The organism is Streptomyces sp. NPDC036822 (genome assembly GCF_055609145.1).
This window is the reverse complement of sequence record NZ_JBVJPY010000009.1, coordinates 271,440-290,720: the sequence shown is the minus strand read 5'-3', so window position 1 is coordinate 290,720 and position 19,281 is coordinate 271,440. Positions and strand designations below refer to the sequence as shown.

Genomic DNA, 19,281 nt, shown 5'->3' with positions numbered 1-19,281 from the left:
GAGGAGCGCTCCCGGCCCGGAGGGAGCCGCCCGAAGTCGTGAGGAGCGTGGGGACGGAGGCGCGGGCGGACCGGAGACGCGCGAAGACGCCGGGCGGGGCGTGCCGCGTACGGCACCCCACGCCCGGCGTCGTTCGTCGCTCGGTACTGTGCGCCCTTGACGAGGGCTACGGAGCCACGGTGATCTGCTGGGCCGGGTCGGTGGTGTCGGCCACCGTGTAGACGGCGTTGAAGGTGGACGCCGTGGCGCTGGTCGGGCAGCCGAAGCCGCCGGTGACCTTGACCGGGACCGACGCGTTGGTGAACGTCAGGCTGGGCGGGGCGCCGTTGGCCCAGGCACCGGGGACGGCCGCCGCGGCGGTGGGCGCGGCCACGACCGTACAGGTGGCCAGTCCGGTCGTCTTGACCACGAGCCCGCCCACCGGGACGGTCATCGTCGCCGTGATCGGCGCCCCGTTCTGCATGGACACCTGCCAGGCGCCACTGGTGGTGACGGTCGGGGTCACGCCCGGCATGCTGGACGTGCAGGAGCTGTACGTCGGGGCGGTGATCGGCGAGGAGACCGGGCCGGCCGGGTTGTGGTTGCCCGGGGCCGCCGGGACGGTGCCGGTGGAGACGGAGACCGAGCAGGTCACGGTCACCGAACCGGCCTTGAGGGTGGCCTTGCCGCTGAGCGTGGCCTTGAAGGCGTGGCCGGCCGGGGTGACGGTGGTCGAACCGGCCGCCGCCGAGGGTAACGGCGCGGCGGTCGCGGCGGCGGCGCCGAGGGTCAGCGCGCCGGCGGCGGCGAGACCGAGGGCGAGGGGGGCGAGGGTGCGCGTGCGGCTCATGGCTGTGCTCCTTGGGGATCGGGGAGTGGAGCGGGGTTGGCGGTGACGTGCGGTGCGGGATCCGTGCGGTCCGTGGAGTCCTCGGACCGTGCGGTTCCGTCGGCCCGGTCGGTCCCGTGCGGTGCGTCGGTTCCGTCGGTTCCGTCGGTACGGTCGGCTCCGGAGGGTCGTCCGGGCCTGCCGGGCGTGCCGCGCGTGGGGGTGCGCGGCTGCCAGGCGAACATGAGTCCCCCGCCGAGGATGCCCAGCAGGGTGCCGACGAGGAAGCCGCCGAGGTTCGACAGCACCAGCGCGGCGCAGGCGATGAGGGTGGTGAGGATCCCGGAGAGGGTGCGGTAGTGCGGCGCGAACCAGACGGAGACGCCGAGGACGATCATCACGAGGCCCATCAGGACGGACGGGATGCCCGCCACGCCCTGGGTGAGCATGACCTTCATCGGGGCGAGCGGCAGGACGCAGATCTCGGCCCCCGCCAGGGCGGCGAAGAGACCGCCCCAGAACGGCCGGCTGCGTCGCCACCGCCGGAACCGCGTCCGCGAGCGGGTCAGAAGCATTCCTTCTTGCCCTTGCTGACGTTCATGCTCAGGCCGGAGAGCTTGAAGGTGCCGGCGTTGGTGGCCCACGCCGTCTGCCGCAGCTTGGTGATGGTGACGGTGTCCGCCTGCTGCGCGAACAGGTCCTGCATGCCCTGGGCGTCGTCCGGGCCCTTGTCGAGCGTGGAGGCGTCGCGGCCGATCTCGATGTTGGTGAAGGCCGCGTTGCCGGACAGCTGGGTGGCGTCGACGAAGAGGTTCGTCGCCTCGACCGGCTCCTTCTGACCTGCGGTCAGGTAGAGCGAGATGTCGCCGATGACCGGGAGCGTGGTGACCACCGACTGGCAGAGGCTCTTGAGTTCGGCCTGCTTGATGGCGGTGACCGCCACCGGGATGAGCTCGTTGCGGGCGTTGACGTCCACACTGCCGTACTGGGCGAAGCCCGTGCCGGTCAGGCTCTCGGCGGAGACCTTGAACTGCTGGCCCGAGACGGCGAAGGAGGCGGCCAGCGCCCCCTGGGCGAGGGCGATGCCGAGACCGGCGGTGACGGCGACGGCCGGGATCGTCAGGACGGCGAAGCGCCGCCATCTCACCCGGCCGTCCTCCGCGGCCTCTAAGTGGTTTACGTCGTTCGCGTCGTGTCCCATGACGGATCCCCTTGGATGAGTGGGGTGGGGCGGGTGGGGTGCTGTGAGACGGCCCGACCGGTGCGATCCGGCTCCGCGCATTCGTTACTCGCCGGTATGACCGTGGAGACGAATGTAAGAGTGCCAATGGTGGTTGGCAAGGTTGCGGGAGAGTGCCCTTTCGGACAAGTCCTACTGCTCCGTACGGAGCAGAGCGGCGACCTCCGCTTCCACCCTGCGCGCCATCGCCCGGGCGAACTCCGTGGCCACGACCTCACCCGCCACCGGGCGCAGGGCCGCGGCGGCCTCCGCGATGTGATCCAACTGGGAGGCCGAAAGCCGCTCCAGGCCGTCCGTGCCGATCACGTGCCGCCGGAACAGGTCGACGAACCGGTCCGCGACCGCCGCCGCCTGGGTCTGCACGAAGTCCCCGGCGTCCAGGATCTCCGCCAGCGGCAGCCCTCGCCGCACCAGCGTGAGCGTCGCCTCGAGGAGTCGCCGGCTCGGAAACGTGACCGTGTCCCCCTCGACCCGTACGTACTCCAGCGCCGCGGCCCGCCGGGTGTCCTGGGAGGTCGCCGCCGTGCCGAACATCTCCCGCAGCTCGGCCAGGGTCATCGTGACCGGCTCCTCCTGCACCCAGTCGCGAGTCAACTCCCGCTCCACGCCGAGGAGTTGAGCGATGCCGCCGCCCTGTTCCCACGCGGCCAGAAGTTCGGCTATGCCGTTCACGGTGTAGCCGCGGCCGAGCAGGTCGTCGATCAGGCGCAGCCGCGTGAGGTGCTCGTCGGAGTACCAGGCGATCCTGCCCTCCCTGCGTGGTGGGGGCAGCAGACCGCGTTCCTGGTAGTAGCGCAGATTGCGCACCTTCACCCCGGCGGCCCTGGCCACTTCCTCCCGGCGATACCGCGCCCCGCCCGCCACTGCCGTGTCACCCGCCGCCTCGCTGCTCACGGCCACGAGCCTAATGCCGGCAGGGGCTCGTTTCGGCCATGTCCCGGAACCCGTCCCCTTCCTTCCGCTCCTTCGCGCGCCGCCCCCTGACGCCGGCCGCGGGGAGGCCGCGTACCCGCCGCCGCGCGGGTCGGCGAAGATGGTCGCGTCACCTGTTCCGCCCACGCGAGGAGCGACGGCACATGCCCACATCCGGGGCCGGGTCGAGACCACCGACGATCTCCGACGTCGCCGCCGCCGCCGGGGTGTCGCGTACGACGGTCTCCCACGCGCTCAACGGGCTCGGGAAGGTCGACCCCCGAACCCGCGAGCGCATCAAGCGGGTCGCCGCCGAGCTGGGTTACCGGCCGAACCTCCGCGCCCAGCGGCTGCGGCGCGGGCAGGCCAAGGCCATCGCCCTCGCCTCCTCCATGCCCTTCGCGGTGGCCGCCGGGCCGTCCCGCCTCGGCTTCTACATGGAGATCGCCGCCGCGGCCGCCGAGAGCGCGCTGCTGCACGGCTACGCCCTCGTCCTCGTGCCGCCCGTCCGCTCCGGATCCGGCCTCGACTCCCTCGACATCGACGGGGCCATCGTCGTGGAACCGGACGTGCACGACGCGGCGGCGGCCCACCTCACCGGGCGCGGCCTGCCGTACGTCGCCCTCGGCAGGCCCGTCTCCCCCGAGGAGCCGGCGCCGTACGTCGACCTGCACGGCCGGCTCGTCGCCGAGCTGCTCCTCACCCATCTGCGCGAGCAGGGCGCCGCCCGGCCCGCGCTGATCATCGGCGCCGGGGAGCGCCACTCGTCGGTCGACGCGCGCGCCGCCTACGAGCGGCTCGCCGAGGAGCAGGGCTGGGAGCCGATCGTCGCGACCGCCCCCGAGGCGGGCGGCGAACAGGCCGGCTACGACCGCTGCGCCGAGCTGCTCGCCCGGCACCCAGGGATCGACGCCGTGTGCGCGCTGGTGGACGCCTTCGCCGTCGGCGCCGTCCGGGCCGTCCGGGACAGCGGGCGCGCGGTACCGGACGACGTCATGGTGGTCACCCGGTACGACGGGCTGCGCGCCCGGACCTGCGAACCGCCCCTCACCGCCGTCGACCTCCACCTGGACCGCGCGGCCTTCGACGCGGTGGAGCTGCTGCTCGGCCGGCTGCGCGGCGACGTGACCACCGGTGCGGTGGTCACGTCGCCCGAGCCGCGGGTGATCCCGCGCGCGTCGTCGCTGCGGGTCACAGCCCCAGCATGAGGACGAGACCGGAGACCAGCGCGAAGCCGAGCACGAACACGCGCATCCGGGAGGCGTTCAGCCGGTCGTGCACCAGTCGGCTCGACCACGCCCCGAGGGCGATCGCGGGCGCCAGCGCCACCGCCCAGCCCAGGTCCGCCGGGTGCCCCTTCCCCGTGGCGAACAGCAGGGCCAGCGAGGCGACTTCACCGACGAGGAAGCAGGCGGCGACGGTGGAGCGCAGCTCCGCAGGCGGCCGGTGCTGATAGACCAGGGCGAGCGGCGGGCCGCCGACGCCGGTGGCCGTCTCCGTCAGTCCCGTCACCGCGCCGGCGCCGAGGTAGGCGGCCCTGCCGGGGGTGAAGGCGGGCGCGGCGAGACTGACCACCGCCGCGAGGACGGTGGCGCCGCCCACGAAGAGGCCGAGGCTGCGGTCCGGGATCAGCCAGAGCAGCGCCAGCCCGCCGGGGGTGGCGGCGAGCCGTGCGGTGGTGATCCAGCCGGCTCCGCGCAGATCGAGCGAGGCCCGCTCGCGCCAGGCGACGTACAGGTTGAGCGGGATCATCGACGCCAGGACGAACACGGGGAGCAGGCCGGGGTCGAGGATCCCGGCCACGGGCGCGACGATCAGGGCGAAGCCGAGCCCGCTGCCGCCCTGCACGAACGCGGCGACGGTCACGGTGACGGCCAGGACGGCCAGGGTGTCGGTGCTCACCGCGCGGCGCTCCGTCCGGCAGCCGGCCCCGACGAGGCCCCGGCCCCGGCCGGTGCCGTGGAGCCGCGCCGGGCCGCGGTGGACGCGCCGCGAGCCGCCGTGGAGGTGGGGTGCACGCGGGTGACCGGGGCCCGTCCCACCGCGGCGCGGGCCAGTTCGGCGGCCCGGCGGACCAGCGCCGGACCGTCCCAGGTGGTGGGCCGGCCGTGCCACAGCCGCAGGCGGCCCCCGACGAACACCGCCGTGATCTGGTCCCGGTTGCCCCGTCGTACCAGCTCCCACGGAACGTCCCAGGAGAGGGCGAGCTCGGGGGTGGTGACGTCGACGAGGAGGAAGTCGGCGGCCAGGCCCGCCGCGACGGTGCCGGTCCTCGCGCCGAGGCCGACCGCGTCGGCTCCGCCCCGGGTGGCGGCCTCCAGCCAGGTCCAGCCGGCACCGCACGACGAGTCGCCGGTGGCGAGGCCGTACGCGATCCGCTGGGCGAACTCGGCCGCCTCCGCAAGGCGGAACCCGTCACCACGCGTCCCGTCCGTGCCGAGGCCGAAGCGGATGCCCCGCTCGGCCATCGTCAGGGCGGGGGCGACGGCGTTGCCCTTCCAGGCGCTGGCCACCGGGTTGTAGCTGACGGCGGTCCCGGTGTCGGCGAGCAGCGTCAGCTCGCGTGGCGTGAGCAGCGTGGCGTGCGCCGCGAGCAGATGGGGGCCGAGCGCGCCGAGGTCGTGCAGGTACTCCAGCGGGCGCAGGCCGTGCCGGACCAAGGAGCGCTCCACGCCCGCCAGATGTTCGTTGAGGTGGATCTGCAGCGTGGCGCCCGCCTCGCCCGCGAGGCGGGCGACGCCCCGCAGGGTCGCGGGGGTCGCCGCCTCGGGGATGGAGACGGCGAGGGAGGGGTGGACGAGCGGGTCGCGGTCGTAGCGGGCGAGGTGCTTCTCCGCGTCGGCGAGGACCGGCCGGCCGTCCTCGGCGGTGCCGTCCGCGTCGTTGGCGACGCGACCGAGGACGCAGCGGATCCCCGCGTCACGCGCGGCCGAGGCGACCACGTCGATGTCCACCGCGGCCCGCGTTCCGGCGTCGGCGACGGTGGTGAACCCGCCGCGCAGTGCTTCGAGCGCCGCCAACTTGGCCGCGGTGTAGGCCGCTTCCTCGTCCAGCGCGCCTTCCAGCGGCACCCAGACCCGCCGGAAGATCTCCGAGGGCTCGCCGAAGGCGAGCGCGGATCCGAAGCTCTGGGTCAGGTGGTGGTGGGCGTCGACGAAGCCGGGCATCAGCAGATGGCCGGGCAGCCGTACGGCGTCGAGCCGTGGATGCGCGCGGCGCACCTCCGCCGCGGGGCCGACGGCCCGGAACGAGCCGTCGGCGACGACGACCGCGGTCTCGTCGGCGGGCCCTTCGGGCAGCAGGACGGCGTCCGGTACGAGCAGGAGCGGGCCGGGCCCTTCTAGGAGCTCGCGGGTGAGCTGGTTCATCGGTCACTTTCCGTACGGCGGGTGGCCAGACGGGCGGCGATGCCCGGCCGGACGTGGTGGAAGAGGATGTTGAGCACCGCGGCGACGCACGCCCCGACGGCGACCCCGCTCTCCAGGAGAATGCGGAGGTTCGGCGAGAAGCCCGCGTACACGCCCGGGATGAGGATGGGCAGCAGGCCGAGGGCGAGGGCGACGGCGCAGACGAACGTGTGGGTGTGGGCGTCGAGGTCGGAGCGGCCGAGCATCTGCACACCGAGCACGGTGATGACCGCGAAGACGACCATGGCGGTGCCGCCGATGACCGCCGACGGGACGACGCTGATGGCGCGGGTCACCGGGGCGAGGAAGCCGATGGCGATCAGGACCACGCCGGCCGCGGCGGTGACGTACCGGCTGCGGACACCGGTGACGCGGACGATCCCGATGTTCTCACCGCTCGTCACCATCAGCGGCAGGCCGAAGAATCCGCCGAAGAGGGAGGTGAGCGCGTCACCCCGGACGGTCTGGGGGACGGCGGTGCGCCGGTCGATGTCCTTGCCGACGGCCTCGGCGTTGATGACGGTCTGGCCGGTGGCCTCCGCCATCGAGGCGAGGCTGTAGAGCATCAGCGGCAGCGCGGCGAGGAGGTTGAACTGCGGCGAACCGAACGGCATCAGCTGCGGCAGGCTGACAAGGCCGCCGTCGGCGGCGCGTGCCAGGTCCATGTGCCCGAGGAGGGCGGCCAGCACGGTGCCGGCGAGGAGCCCCAGCATGACGGCGAGCTGACGCAGCACGCCGGTGAACAGCAGGTAGAAGACGACGGTGAAGCCGATCGTCGCCATGCCGAGGAGAAGGTTGGAAGGGTCGGCGAAGCCCGGCTCGCCGGGGCGTCCGGTGACCAGGACGGCGCCGACCTTCACCAGGTTGACCCCGACGATGACGATCATCGTGCCGATGACGAGGGTCGGGAAGAAGGCGAGGAGCCGTGAGAAGAGGGGCAGCACGACGAAGACGAAGAGGGCGGTGAGGATGACCGCGCCGGTCGCCGTGCGCGGCCCGTGCTGCTCGGCGATGGCGAGGAAGAGGATGAGCGGCGCGCCGCCCGGCAGCATCACGAAGGGCAGCCGGGGTCCGAACTTCCACGGCCCGAGCGACTGGATCAGGGATCCGGCGCCGGAGAGCACGAAGGCCGCGGAGAGCAGGTCGACCGTCAGGCCGGGATCGAGCCGGAGGGTGGCGCTCATCAGGAAGATCGCCGATATGGGTGTGGCGGCCATGACGAGGACGTGCTGGATCCCGAAGAGCAGGATCCGGCCCCAGGGGCGGGACTCGTCGACCGGGTGGACGGGTGCGGGGTCGGTGGGCTCCGGCGTCGGTGACGGATCCGTACCGGGAAGGGTCTGGCGGGGACTGGACACGTTCGAGCTCCGATCGGCGTTCGACACGCTCTGGTTCAGCCGCGATCCGGCCCTGGACGGGGAGCCAAATCGATTTGGCCAAATCGATTTGGCCGTCAGTATGGGAGGGTGGAAGACAGCCGTCAAGGGTCCCGGCCGTCGAGGCCCGGTCCCTGACCGGCTGACGAAGCCTCAGATCAGGGCAACGGAATCCGCACTTGCACGGCCCTTTGACCATCGATTCGTAAGTTACCGAAGGGTTTTGCTTCAAGAGCTGCGATCCAGGGCCTTGCGCGGTGCCGTGCCCGTCGGCAAGGATCTGTTTCCGGCCCGGGCCTTCGCCCGGCCCCCTCACGCCTCCACGTCTGGACGCCTGGCCGCGCACCGGCAACCCCGTGCCGCCAGCCGGTGCACCGCCTGATCCGCGCGGTCGCCCGTACGCCCCCTTCGAGGCCTCCCCAGCGAACCGCCGGTCCCGCGATCCCCCCGCTTCGGCGCGCCCGGCGTCGCGCCCCTTCTCGTTCACCTACCTCAAGGCAAGGCAGAGATGGCACCACCGGCCTCACGCCGACGACCCCCCACCACCGTGCACCCGGTGGACGAGGTCCTCCCGCTCCCCACCCTCGCGCTCTACGGATTCCAGCACGTCCTGGCGTTCTACGCCGGTGCCGTGCTCGTGCCGGTGATCCTCGGCAGCAGCCTCGGGCTCTCGCGGCAGGAACTCGTCTACCTCATCAACGCCGACCTGGTCACGGCCGGCATCGCCACCATCATCCAGGCGTGGGGCTTCTGGCGGATCGGCGCCCGGCTGCCGCTCGTCCAGGGCGCGACCTTCACGGCCGTCTCCCCCATGATCGCCATCGGACAGGGCGCGGGCGGCGGAACCGCCGGACTGCTCGTGGTCTACGGCGCCGTGATCACCGCCGGCCTCGCGGCCTTCTTCCTCGCCCCCTTCGCCGGGAGGCTGACCGCGTACTTCCCGCCGATCGTCACCGGGACGCTCCTCACGGTCATCGGCATGGTCCTCATACCCGTCGCGCTCCAGGACGTCGGCGGCGGTTCGGGCCTGGTCGACGGGCCGCACTTCGGGGCGCCCGCCCACCTCGCGTACGCCGGCGGAACCCTCCTCTTCATCCTGCTCGTGATCCGCTTCGGCGGACCGTTCCTGCGCAGCATCGCGGTCCTGCTCGGCCTGGTGGGCGGCACCGCCGTCGCCTGGCTGCTCGGCGACGCGGACCTCGGCGCGGTCGACCAGGCCGACTGGCTCGGGGTCAGCACGCCCTTCCACTACGGCCTGCCCACCTTCTCGGTCTTCCCGATGCTGGCGATGGTCGTCGTCGTGCTCATCACCATGGTGGAGACCACCGGGGACGTGTACGCCATGGGCGAGATCACCGGGCGGAAGGTCGACGGCGAGACGGTCAGCCGCGCGCTGCGAGCCGACGGCGTCGCCACCGTGCTCGGGGGCGTCTTCAACTCCTTCCCGTACGTGGCCTTCGCGGAGAACATCGGTCTCGTCAGGATCTCCCGCGTCACCAGCCGGTTCGTCGTGGTCGCCGCCGGTGTCTTCATGATCCTCCTCGGCCTGGTCCCCAAGGCCGGCGCCGTCGTGGCATCCGTCCCGCACCCCGTGCTCGGCGCCGCCGCCGTCGCGATGTTCGGCATGGTCGCCTCCGTCGGCATCCAGATCCTCACCAAGGTCGACCTGCGGGAGGAGCGCAACGCCCTCATCCTGGCCGTCAGCCTCGGCGCCGCGATGCTCCCGACCGCCGTCCCGCCGTTCTTCGAGCGCATGCCCACCGAGGTACGGGCCGTCCTCGGCAGCGGCATCACCCTCGGCACGCTGACGGCGGTCCTGCTCAACCTGTGCTTCCACGTCTTCGAGAACCGGCGCGGCAAGGAGGACATCGACTGGGACGGCCTCGCCGCGTACGACGAGAGCCGGCCGACGGACGACGAAGGACTCGACGGCCTCGCCCCGTACGGCGACGGCGGTGCGGGCCGCGGTGACGGCCACGCCCCGCACGGCGGCGGCCGCGCCGACCATGGGGACGGCCACGTTCCGTACGACGGCGGCCGCACGCCGTACGACGACGGGACGGGTCCGCAGAGCGCATCGGCCCGCTGACCCGCCCCCGCTCCGGCAGGCCCGCCGCCTCCGTAGCCGTCCCCGAGGATCCGCCCGTGCTCCACCCCCCGTTCTCACCCGCCCAGGCCCGGGCCGCCCGTCTCCGCATCGGCCTGACTCCCGAACAGGTCGCCGCCGCCATGGCGCAGCTGGGGGTGCGCCGCCCGGTCGAGTCCGTCACGGCCTGGGAGTCCGGGGCGGTGGCGCCTTCGGAGGGAGAACTCCTCGCGCTGGCCGACGCGCTGTGGTGCCCCGTGCCCACGCTCATGGCCCTGCGGCCGCGGTCCCTGCGCGAGCACCGGCTGGCCAGGGGCTTCAGCGCCGAGCGGCTGGCGCTGCGCATCGGCATGCCCGTCACCGACTACGTCCGTGCCGAGGGCGACCACCGGTGGAGCGGAACCGACGTCCAGACCGTGCTGCTCGCCGACGCTCTCGGCCTTGAACCGGACGAGGTGGTCCGCGTCATCGGACGGGCCGGTGAACTCGACGGACTGCTCCGCCAGGCCGTCGAGGGCCGGTGGAAACAGCACACCGCCTCCCTCGCGCGGCTCGTCGACGCGCCCGAGCGCGGCGTCGCGCAGGCGCTGCGCACCCTGCACCAGGAGTACGCGCGCTTCGGCGAGCGCTACCGGGGGCATCTCGTCGCCCGCAGCGACGACGCCCGGCTGAAGGAGATCGCCACCGAGCGCGCGCGCTGGTTGCGCGGCCTGTCGGACCGCTTCCTGCACCTGGTCGGCCACGGCACCGGGCCGCCTCCGTCCTGAACGGCGCCCTCGCCACGGTGACCGAGGCCGGGACGGACGGGCGGTCGGCGGCCACCGTACGGGAGGCGTGAATGACCCTGCGTACACCTCGTGCGGACCGCGGACCGCGGGCCAGGCGCGGGACTGGTCCGTCGGGACGACGCCCGTACGGCCCCCCGTGCGCCACGGGAGAGTGGTTCCCGCCCGAGGCGACAGCGCGTGCGAACAGCCCGCGACTGCGTGAGGATCGATAGTGCGGGTACCAGGAGGCTGCCGCGCCGGTCGGCCGTGCGCCGAGGCGGCGCCGCTGCCACGTGCAACCTTTCGAAGGAGCCGGCCGTGACTGACGTATCAAGCATGGGATCCCCGCCCGACGACGACCGCCCGGTCCTCACCGACCGCCAGGGACATCCGATCTACGACAACCAGAACCAGCGCACGGTCGGCGCCCGGGGCCCGGCCACCCTGGAGAACTACCACTTCCTGGACAAGATCAGCCACTTCGACCGGGAGCGCATCCCCGAGCGGGTGGTCCACGCCCGCGGCGTGACCGCGTACGGCTACTTCGAGGCGTACGGAGCCTGGGGCGACGAGCCGATCAGCCGATTCACCCGGGCCAAGCTGTTCCAGGAGCGCGGCAAGCGCACGGACGTGGCGGTCCGCTTCTCCACCGTCATCGGCGGACGCGACTCCTCCGAGGCCGCCCGTGACCCCCGCGGCTTCGCCGTGAAGTTCTACACCGAGGACGGCAACTGGGACCTGGTCGGCAACAACCTCGGCGTCTTCTTCATCCGGGACGCCGTGAAGTTCCCCGACGTGATCCACTCCCTGAAGCCGGACCCCGTCTCGCACGAGCAGAAGCCCGCGCGGATCTTCGACTTCATGTCGCAGACCCCCGAGTCCATGCACATGCTGGTGAACCTCTTCAGCCCTCGTGGCATCCCGGCCGACTACCGGCACATGCAGGGCTTCGGCGTGAACACCTACAAGTGGGTCGACGCCGAGGGCAAGACCGTCCTGGTCAAGTACCACTGGATGCCGAAGCAGGGCGTCCGCAGCATGACCGAGGAGGACGCGGCCAACGTCCAGGCGGAGAACCTCGGCCACGCCACGAAGGACCTGTACGAGGCGATCCGCCGCGGCGACCACCCCGAGTGGGAGCTGCTGGTCCAGATGATGGAGGACCACGACCACCCCGAGCTGGACTTCGACCCGCTCGACGACACCAAGACCTGGCCCGAGCAGGACTTCCCGCCCAAGCCGGTCGGCCGGATGGTGCTCGACCGCACGGTGGACAACTACTTCGCCGAGAACGACCAGATCGCCTTCGGTACGGGCGTCCTGGTCGACGGTCTGGACTTCTCGGACGACAAGATGCTGGTCGGCCGCACCTTCTCCTACAGCGACACCCAGCGCTACCGCGTCGGGCCGAACTACCTCCAGCTGCCCGTCAACCAGGCCAAGAACGCCGACGTGCGCACCAACCAGCGCGACGGCTTCATGGCGTACCACGTCGACGGCCAGGGGGAGAACCCCGAGGTCAACTACGAACCGTCGATCACCGGTGGCCTGCGGGAGGGCCAGTACCCGACGCACGACGAGCAGGGGCCCGAGATCCAGGGGCGCCTCACGCGCAAGCGCATCCCGCGGACCAACGACTACCAGCAGGCCGGCCAGCGCTACCAGCTGATGCAGGACTGGGAGCGGGACGACCTCGTGCACAACTTCGTCTCGCTGATCTCCCAGTGCGACCGGGCCGTGCAGGAGCGCATGGTGTGGCACTTCCTCCTGGTGGAGAACGAGCTGGGCCTGCGCGTCGGCGAAGGTCTCGGCATCGGCCCGTCCGACGTCTCCCACCTGCAGCCGCTCGCCGGTCAGACCCTGACGGACGACGACCGCAAGCGTCTGGAGAACCTCGGCAGCAACCCGCCGCGCGATGTCGAGGGCCTCACCATGACGCACTGCGTCCCGGACGAACGGCACGTCGTGACCCGCTGAGCCCGGCGCCCGACCCGCACGGGCCCCGGCCGCGAGGAGGCGGCCGGGGCCCGCGCGTGTGCCGGGACGCGTCGCCTCCACCGCGTCCTGGCGGACGCCTTCCGCCGGGCGCCCCGCCGATCAGCGCCTCCGCGGTGACACGGCGGTGTTACGGCGGTGACACGGCGCGAAGGCGGGTAGCGGCACCCTATGGAGCCATCCCAGCCATCCCAGCCACTGCCGCGGCGCACCTTGACCGCGACCGTCCTCGACGCGCCCGACGCCCGGGAAATCGCCGCGTTCTACGGCGCGCTGCTCGGCTGGCCGGTGAAGGACGACGAGCCGGACTGGGTGACGCTCGCTCCGCCCGGGGGAGGAGCCGGACTCTCGTTCCAGAGCGAGCCGCACTTCGTCCGGCCCCGGTGGCCGTCCACGCCCTCGGCGCAGCAGATGATGGCGCACCTGGACATCGAGGTGGACGACCTGTCCGCCGCCGTCGGGCACGCTCTCGCGCTGGGTGCGACGCCCGCCGGGTTCCAGCCACAGGACGACGTCCGCGTCCTGTACGACCCGGTGGGGCATCCGTTCTGCCTCTGGACCCGAGGCGGAACGGAGGCGCCACCGGGCCCCTGACAGGGACGATCGCCGCCCCCGACCGCTACCGCCTCGTGCTGTGCTCACGCGTCTGGACCTGAGCGGCCGGGGCCGGGCGGCGCACCACGTCCGCCGCGGCGCCCGGCCCCGGCGGCGACAGGGCGCGGAGCAGGGAGCGGGCCACCGCGTCGTTCTCCCGGAAGGCCGGGGCGTCGGTGCGGGGGCGGGCGAAGGCGGCGACGTCCCGGGCGTTGGTCGGCGCGCCCAGGGCGACGCGCCGGGGATGGGGTCCTCCCAGGGAGGCGTCGTGCATGCGGCTGCCCCCGGCCGTGACCGCGAGCAGGCCGGTGCGATGGGTGTGGGTGGCGTCGGCGACGACCTCCTCCGTGACGGCGCCGGCACGGTGCAGGCCCCGCAGGAGCGGGTCCTCGGTCCGGTCGAGCGACGGCCGTGGCAGGTACGCCTCGATCAGGGCCGTGGCGTGGACGGTGTGGCCCGGCACGGTGGCGCTCGTCCCGGTGAAGGTGCCCGTGGTCTCGTTCGCACCGACCCGCAGGTCCGCGCCGAGGAACCGGACGACCCCGGCCCGGGAGAGGGCGAGCAGTTGCCGCAGCCGGAACCCGGGCGGCCCTGAGGCGAGGAAGGCGAAGAAGCCCTGCCACCAGCCGTCGAGCCCCTCGGCCACGGACCGAGCGGTCAGCCGGCCGCCCGCGACGAGCCGGGGCAGGTGGCCGTAGAGGGAGAGCAGCGCGTGGAACGCGCCGAGGTCGGCGCTGTGGGCGGGGTCCTCGCGCCGGGTGACGTCCCGGGTGATGTGATCGCGCAGATGCTCCTGGAACGCCTCGGGCGTGGCGAAGACCTGCCCGGCCAGCGGCCGGTCGAGGGCCTCGAAGTCCAGCCGGTCCGCCGGGTCGGGTACGGCGGCGGCGACGAGGGCCTCCCTGGAGGCGGAGTACCAGTCCGCCCGGTCGTAGGCGGCGAGGAAGTCCGGCCACGCCATGCGCGTCCGCCCCGGATGGGCGTGGAACAGCTCGTGGTAGTGGCCGAACCCGATCTCCTTGGCCATCAGCGGCCACACGTCGCGACGCAGGTCGAGGGGACGGTCGAGGGCGAGCAGCGCGTCGACCGCTTCGGGGCCGAAGTGGCGGGGCAGCGCGGGGCGGGGCCCGCGCAGCCGGTAGCCCGTCTTGGAGTGGTACGGCACCCCGCGCCGTGATCCGACGTGCAGGACCGGCTCACGCCCGGACGGCAGGTAGGTGAGCGTGCCGTCGGGCTCGGTCCGGTAGCCGCCGCCCCGCCCTTCGGTGAGCAGCACCATCAGGTCGACGAAGGCGAGCCCGAAGCCGCGCAGGATGACGTGCTCACCGGACCGTACCCCCGACAGGTCGGCGTCGGACGAGAACGCCGGCGGGAGGTGGAACAGGCCGTGCCGACGGGCGAACGCGGCAAGGTCCAGGTGTTCGGCGGCCGGCGTGGAACCCAGGTGCCCCTGGGCGAGGACGACCAGGTCGGCGGTGAGCGGGGTGGCGCGCCCGGCCAGGCGCACGTACTGCGGTCCCTCGGGCGGACCGGTGACGGCCGTCGCGGTGGTGGGGTGCCACTCGACGGTGACGGACGGCGGAAGGTCGGCGAGAGCCTTGCGGAACACCCACTCCAGATAGGAGCTCTGGGCCCGGCGGGTGGGGAAGTCGCCCGGCCGCAGGGCGCGCAGTTCGGCGAGGACCTCCGGGTCGGAGGGTTCGGCGTACGGCGGGAAGCGCGGCCCGCGGCCGGAGAACTGCGCGGCCCATGCGGCCAGCGACGGCCCGGGCCGCACGGGACCGTCGATCGTCGAGGTCTCGTCGGTGAAGAGGGTGACGTCCTCGGCCATGGAGTTCATCCGCAGCAGCGGGGACTGGTCGTGCCGCCACACCCTGCCAGGACCCGGCGGGTGCGGATCCACCAGGTGGATCCGCAACTCCCGCTCACCGGACCACAGTTCGGGTGCACTGGCGGCGATGCGCTCCAGCAGGCCGGTGCCGCGCGGGCCCGCGCCGACGACGACGAGCACGGCCGCCGGACGTCCGTTCACCGGTCGCCGCCGATCGCGGACCGGCCGTCGGCGGCGGTCAGGGCGCGGAGCCGGGCGCGCATCACGGCCAGATGGACGCGGGACCGCTGCCACGGGGTGGGCGGCAGGGCGCGGGCCGCGCCGCGCGCGTAGTACCGCTCGACGTAGAACTGGCCCGCGCTGAGCACGGTCGTCACGGCGACGTACCAGAGGGTGGCCACCAGCAGCAGAGGGATGACCTGGTACGTCTGGTTGTAGACCAGCTGTACGGAGTACAGCAGGTCGTGCACGGCGAGCACGCTCACGATGCTGGTGCCCTTCAGCGTGCCGATCAGCATGTTCCCCGCGGTCGGCACGATGGAGCGCATCGCCTGCGGGACGACGATCCGGCGCAGGGTGCGCCGTCTGCCGAGGCCGAGCGCCTGGGCGGCCTCGGTCTGACCGGCGTCCACGGAGAGGATGCCGCCGCGCACCACCTCGGCGGCGTAGGCGGCCTCGTGCAGCGTCAGCCCGATGACGGCGGTGAGCGTGGGACCGAGCAGGTTGACCGTCTGGACGGAGACGAACTGCGGTCCGTACGGGATGCCGAGAGCGAGCGTGGGGTAGAGGGCGCCGATGTTGAACCAGAAGAGCAGTTGCACCAGCAGCGGCGTGGACCGGAAGATCCACACGTAGCCCCAGCTCAGCGTCCGCAGCACCGGATTGCCGGAGAGCCGCATCACCGCCAGCGGGGTGCCCAGCAGGAATCCGAGCACCATCACGACGCCGGTCAGCCACAGCGTCAGCAGCAGGCCGTCCAGCACCGCTCCGGTGGTGAAGTAGCGCCCCACCACGTCCCATTGGAAGGCGGGGTTGCGGACGACGGAATCCACCGCCATGACGAACAGGAGCAGCGCGACGGCCGCGGTCAGCCGCCGGCCGACGCGCCGGCGCGGGACGATCCGGGGCAGGTCGTCGAGAGCGGCCGGACCGCCGGGCGGCGGACTGCCGGGGGGCGAGCCGCCGGGGGAGGGGGCGTCGGGGAGCGGGCCGGCGTTCTTCAGCCGTCCGGAAGGAGGGACGGACGCGGGATCGGCCGGGGTGACGGGGGAGGGCGAGACCATGCGAGGTTCTCCAGGGAGGGAAGCGCCGCGTCGTCGGCGGCGTCGGTGACCCATCCGGTGCGCGCGTACGCGGGCACCGCGCGGCTGCGCGGCGTCGGCGCGCGAACGGCGCTGCCGGTACCTCGGCGTCATCACGGGACCGCGTCCCTCAACGCGGCCGGAGCGGCGGCCGCACTCGACGGCGCCGGTCCTGCGCCGATCGTATGTGCCGACGGTGAGGCCCTGTCAACCACCTTGTTCAGGGCGGGCGTTCACGGCGGGTCCGACATCCGGGCGGAGGTTGACGGAATCCCGCACGACATGGTCAATTGGCCGTATGAATGCTGAGCGGCGTCTGGTCACGCGCGACCACATCGACTTCGGTCGGGTGTGGTCCGCGGCGTGTTGCGCCTGACTCGGCAGCGGGCTGTCTGACCGGCCCTTCCCTCCCTCGGTGACCCCGTCGCGGGCCGAGCTCTCCCTTCGTATCCCCGTCGTACGCCGGCGCTGACCGGCGTACGCGCGGTTCTACGACCCCCGGACGCGCGCTGCCGCCGCCCTCTTCACCGCCCGAGGCCCCTGCCCTCGGCGCCATCACACCCGGTACCCCTTCGCCCCTTCCTGCCCCGACGCGCCGGCACCCGGCCGTCCCGAGGGCCGCCTCGCCCTGCCCGGCTGCGGCCCGCACACCCTGAAGACCGACGAAAGGCCCTGTGCCATGCCCGTGGAACTCCCCGGCCACACCGCCACAGACGACGGATCCGCCTCCCGCACCTCAGCCGCCTCCCGCCACGAAACCGCCGCGCACGCCGGAGCCGATGTCCGAGCCCCTCGCCGACGGACCCGGACCCGCGTGCGCCTGGCGGCCGCCGCCGTCGCGCTGCCCTCCCTGCTGGTCCTGAGCGCGTGCGGTTCCGGCGACACCACCCCGACGGGCGCCGTGGCCTCCGCCACCCCGGGCGACGACCCGGTCGCCACCGTACGGAAGGTGGACGCCGCCGCCGCCCTGCTGCCCGCCGACGTCCGGACCAAGGGCACCCTGCGGGTCGGCAGCAGCGTCGGCTTCCCACCCGGCGCCTACTACCCGAACGGCTCCGACAGAGCGCCCGCGGGCCAGGACATCGACCTCGCGGACGCCGTCGCCAAGGTTCTCGGTGTCCGCCTGGAGCGGCAGGTCGCCTCGTTCGAGACGATCCTGCCCGCACTCGGCAGCGGCAAGTACGACCTCGGCACGGGGAACTTCGGCGTCACCACCGCCCGGCTGAAGACCATCGACTTCGTCACGTACATCAACGACGGCCAGGGCTTCGCCGTACGGAAGGGCAACACCGCGCTCGGCACCAAGGTCACCGACCTCACCCAGCTGTGCGGCCTGACCATCGGCACGGGGGCCGGCACCACCTTCGAGACCACGCTCGCCGCGCAGAAGGGCGTGTGCGCGAAGGCGGGCAAGAAGCCCTACGACGTGAAGGTCTACTCCGAGAACGGCGCCACCGTCACCGCCCTGCAGCAGGGCCGGATCGACGTGGTGATGTCCACCATCAACGGCCTGCGCTACCAGGCGGCGCAGCCCGCCTCCCGCACCGCCTTCCTGGGCGAGTACCACCGCCTCGACGTCGGTTTCGCCTTCAAGAAGGGCTCCCCGCTCACCCCCGCCTTCGAGGCCGCCGTCAACCAGCTCATCAAGGACGGCACCTACGCCCGGATCCTCAAGAAGTGGGGCACCAGCGCATCCGCGATCGAGACCTCGCGGATCAACCCGCCCGAACACCGGTGAGCACGGTCGACACCGTGCTTCCCACCCGGCCGGCGTCCCCGTGGGGCGCCGGCCCCGTCCCCCTGCCCTCCTCCTTCCGCACAGGACGACCACGTTCCGGAGGCTCCGCGTGAGATTTCAGGTCCTGACCATCGCCGGCCACGCCGCGCACCCGCTGACCGGCGAGCTCGGCCCCGCAGCCGACCGGCTCGCCGACGTCGTCGAGACCGGCGTCGTGGCCGAGGAACTGGGTTTCGACGCCTACGCCGTCGGCGAGCGCCACGCCGGCTCGTTCCTCTCCTCCAGCCCCACGGTGCTGCTCGGCGCCCTCGCCGCCCGTACCACCCGCATCAGACTGCTCACCGGAGTCACCGTCCTCGCCGTCCTCGACCCCGTGCGGGTCGCCGAGGACTACGCGACCCTCGACCAGCTCTCCCGGGGCCGTATCGAGCTGGTCATCGGCAAGGGGGCCGAGAAGGGCCACTTCGACCTCTTCGGTCTGGACGAGGAGCTGCAGTGGGACTACCAGGCCGAGAAGTACCGGCTGCTGCGCAGGCTGTGGCGCGAGGAGGACGTGAGCTGGGACGGCCGGTTCCGCCCGCCGCTGAAGGACGTCACCACCGTCCCCCGTCCCTACGGCGACCGGCCGCCGCGTGTCTGGCACGGCTCGGCCACCAGCCTGAACTCGCCCGAACTGGCCGCCGAGCACGGCGACCCGCTGTTCAGCGCCAACGCCGTCCAGCCCCGGCAGGCGTACGCCCGGCTCGTCGACCACTACCGCGAGCGGTTCGAGGCGCACGGGCACGACCCGCGCGACGCCTACGTCGGCGCCGGCTCGGGCGGACTGTTCATCGCGGACACGACCCAGGAGGCGATCGCCCGCTTCAAGGACTACTACGAGGCCCGGGTCCGGCAGACCCACAACCCCCGGCTGGAGGGAAGGCCCGGATACAACACACCCTTCCGCACCATCGAGGAGGCCGTCGCCGACGGCCCGCACCTCATCGGGAGCCCGCAGCAGATCATCGACAAGATCCTCGGCTTCCACTCGTCCTACCGCCACGACCTGCAGTCGATCACCGTCGACGCCTCGGGACTCTCCCTGCCGGAACAGACCGATCAGCTGCGCCGCTTCGCCGACGAGATCGCCCCCGTGGTACGGCGGGAGGCCCCCACCACCCTGTGGCAGGAGCCGTGATCCGCTGACGAGCCGCCGACACCGTCGCCGGGCGGGGCCATGTGCCCCG

The 19,281-nt window shown here is 72.9% G+C and carries 16 protein-coding genes; 7 read left to right on the top strand and 9 right to left on the bottom strand.

Going from position 1 to position 19,281, the window contains the following annotated elements:
* Window positions 1–166 precede the first annotated feature (166 nt).
* The 4 genes from ACZ68P_RS22265 to ACZ68P_RS22250 form a co-directional block, all read right to left on the bottom strand.
* Window positions 167–829 (bottom strand): hypothetical protein, encoded by a 663-nt coding sequence (locus tag ACZ68P_RS22265; protein WP_471008741.1) that lies wholly within the window; start codon window positions 827–829, stop codon window positions 167–169.
* Entirely contained in the window at window positions 826–1,383 is a 558-nt protein-coding gene (locus ACZ68P_RS22260; RefSeq protein WP_471008738.1) for a DUF6114 domain-containing protein, read from the bottom strand. The genes ACZ68P_RS22265 and ACZ68P_RS22260 overlap by 4 nt, the downstream gene beginning before the upstream one ends.
* Window positions 1,374–2,009: a DUF6230 family protein gene (locus ACZ68P_RS22255; RefSeq protein ID WP_471008736.1), complete on the bottom strand. Its 636-nt coding sequence runs from the start codon at window positions 2,007–2,009 to the stop codon at window positions 1,374–1,376. The genes ACZ68P_RS22260 and ACZ68P_RS22255 overlap by 10 nt, the downstream gene beginning before the upstream one ends.
* A gap of 171 nt (window positions 2,010–2,180) precedes the next feature.
* Window positions 2,181–2,942, bottom strand: coding sequence for a MerR family transcriptional regulator (locus ACZ68P_RS22250; RefSeq protein ID WP_471008734.1), 762 nt, complete (start codon window positions 2,940–2,942; stop codon window positions 2,181–2,183).
* A gap of 182 nt (window positions 2,943–3,124) precedes the next feature.
* Here ACZ68P_RS22250 and ACZ68P_RS22245 point away from each other — a divergent pair, with 182 nt between their 5' ends.
* Window positions 3,125–4,168 (top strand): LacI family DNA-binding transcriptional regulator, encoded by a 1,044-nt coding sequence (locus tag ACZ68P_RS22245; protein WP_471008732.1) that lies wholly within the window; start codon window positions 3,125–3,127, stop codon window positions 4,166–4,168.
* Here ACZ68P_RS22245 and ACZ68P_RS22240 read toward each other — a convergent pair.
* From ACZ68P_RS22240 to ACZ68P_RS22230, 3 genes are read right to left on the bottom strand one after another with little or no spacing between them, the layout of a single operon-like run.
* Window positions 4,152–4,862 (bottom strand): TSUP family transporter, encoded by a 711-nt coding sequence (locus tag ACZ68P_RS22240; protein WP_471008731.1) that lies wholly within the window; start codon window positions 4,860–4,862, stop codon window positions 4,152–4,154. The two genes, ACZ68P_RS22245 and ACZ68P_RS22240, sit on opposite strands and share 17 nt — an antisense overlap.
* Entirely contained in the window at window positions 4,859–6,328 is a 1,470-nt protein-coding gene (locus ACZ68P_RS22235) for an amidohydrolase family protein (protein ID WP_471008730.1), read from the bottom strand. The genes ACZ68P_RS22240 and ACZ68P_RS22235 overlap by 4 nt, the downstream gene beginning before the upstream one ends.
* Window positions 6,325–7,725: a uracil-xanthine permease family protein gene (locus tag ACZ68P_RS22230; protein ID WP_471008727.1), complete on the bottom strand. Its 1,401-nt coding sequence runs from the start codon at window positions 7,723–7,725 to the stop codon at window positions 6,325–6,327. The genes ACZ68P_RS22235 and ACZ68P_RS22230 overlap by 4 nt, the downstream gene beginning before the upstream one ends.
* Before the next feature lie 574 nt (window positions 7,726–8,299).
* Between ACZ68P_RS22230 and ACZ68P_RS22225 the strand changes: the two genes are divergently transcribed.
* The 4 genes from ACZ68P_RS22225 (at window position 8,300) to ACZ68P_RS22210 (ending at window position 13,185) form a co-directional block, all read left to right on the top strand.
* Window positions 8,300–9,832: a nucleobase:cation symporter-2 family protein gene (locus tag ACZ68P_RS22225; protein WP_471008725.1), complete on the top strand. Its 1,533-nt coding sequence runs from the start codon at window positions 8,300–8,302 to the stop codon at window positions 9,830–9,832.
* A 56-nt stretch (window positions 9,833–9,888) separates the two neighbouring features.
* On the top strand, window positions 9,889–10,596 hold the full coding sequence (locus tag ACZ68P_RS22220) for a transcriptional regulator (RefSeq protein WP_471008722.1): 708 nt from the start codon (window positions 9,889–9,891) through the stop codon (window positions 10,594–10,596).
* Between the two features lie 318 nt (window positions 10,597–10,914).
* Window positions 10,915–12,573 carry a catalase gene (locus tag ACZ68P_RS22215; protein WP_471008719.1) on the top strand — a complete coding sequence of 553 codons (1,659 nt, stop codon included), beginning with the start codon at window positions 10,915–10,917 and terminating at the stop codon, window positions 12,571–12,573.
* Between the two features lie 231 nt (window positions 12,574–12,804).
* Window positions 12,805–13,185, top strand: coding sequence for a VOC family protein (locus ACZ68P_RS22210; protein WP_471008717.1), 381 nt, complete (start codon window positions 12,805–12,807; stop codon window positions 13,183–13,185).
* A gap of 25 nt (window positions 13,186–13,210) precedes the next feature.
* On the opposite strand, the gene ACZ68P_RS22205 is transcribed toward ACZ68P_RS22210, so the two are convergent.
* Complete coding sequence (locus ACZ68P_RS22205) at window positions 13,211–15,217, bottom strand: FAD/NAD(P)-binding protein (RefSeq protein ID WP_471008714.1); 2,007 nt, start codon at window positions 15,215–15,217, stop codon at window positions 13,211–13,213.
* The gene (locus ACZ68P_RS22200) at window positions 15,214–16,299 is read right to left on the bottom strand and encodes an amino acid ABC transporter permease (RefSeq protein ID WP_471008712.1); all 1,086 of its coding nucleotides are present in this window, start codon (window positions 16,297–16,299) and stop codon (window positions 15,214–15,216) included. The genes ACZ68P_RS22205 and ACZ68P_RS22200 overlap by 4 nt, the downstream gene beginning before the upstream one ends.
* A gap of 832 nt (window positions 16,300–17,131) precedes the next feature.
* On the opposite strand from ACZ68P_RS22200, the gene ACZ68P_RS22195 reads away from it, so the two are divergent.
* Window positions 17,132–18,055: an ABC transporter substrate-binding protein gene (locus ACZ68P_RS22195; RefSeq protein WP_471008710.1), complete on the top strand. Its 924-nt coding sequence runs from the start codon at window positions 17,132–17,134 to the stop codon at window positions 18,053–18,055.
* Window positions 18,056–18,164: 109 nt separating this feature from the next.
* The gene (locus ACZ68P_RS22190) at window positions 18,165–19,232 is read left to right on the top strand and encodes an LLM class flavin-dependent oxidoreductase (protein ID WP_471008709.1); all 1,068 of its coding nucleotides are present in this window, start codon (window positions 18,165–18,167) and stop codon (window positions 19,230–19,232) included.
* Window positions 19,233–19,281: the final 49 nt, after the last annotated feature.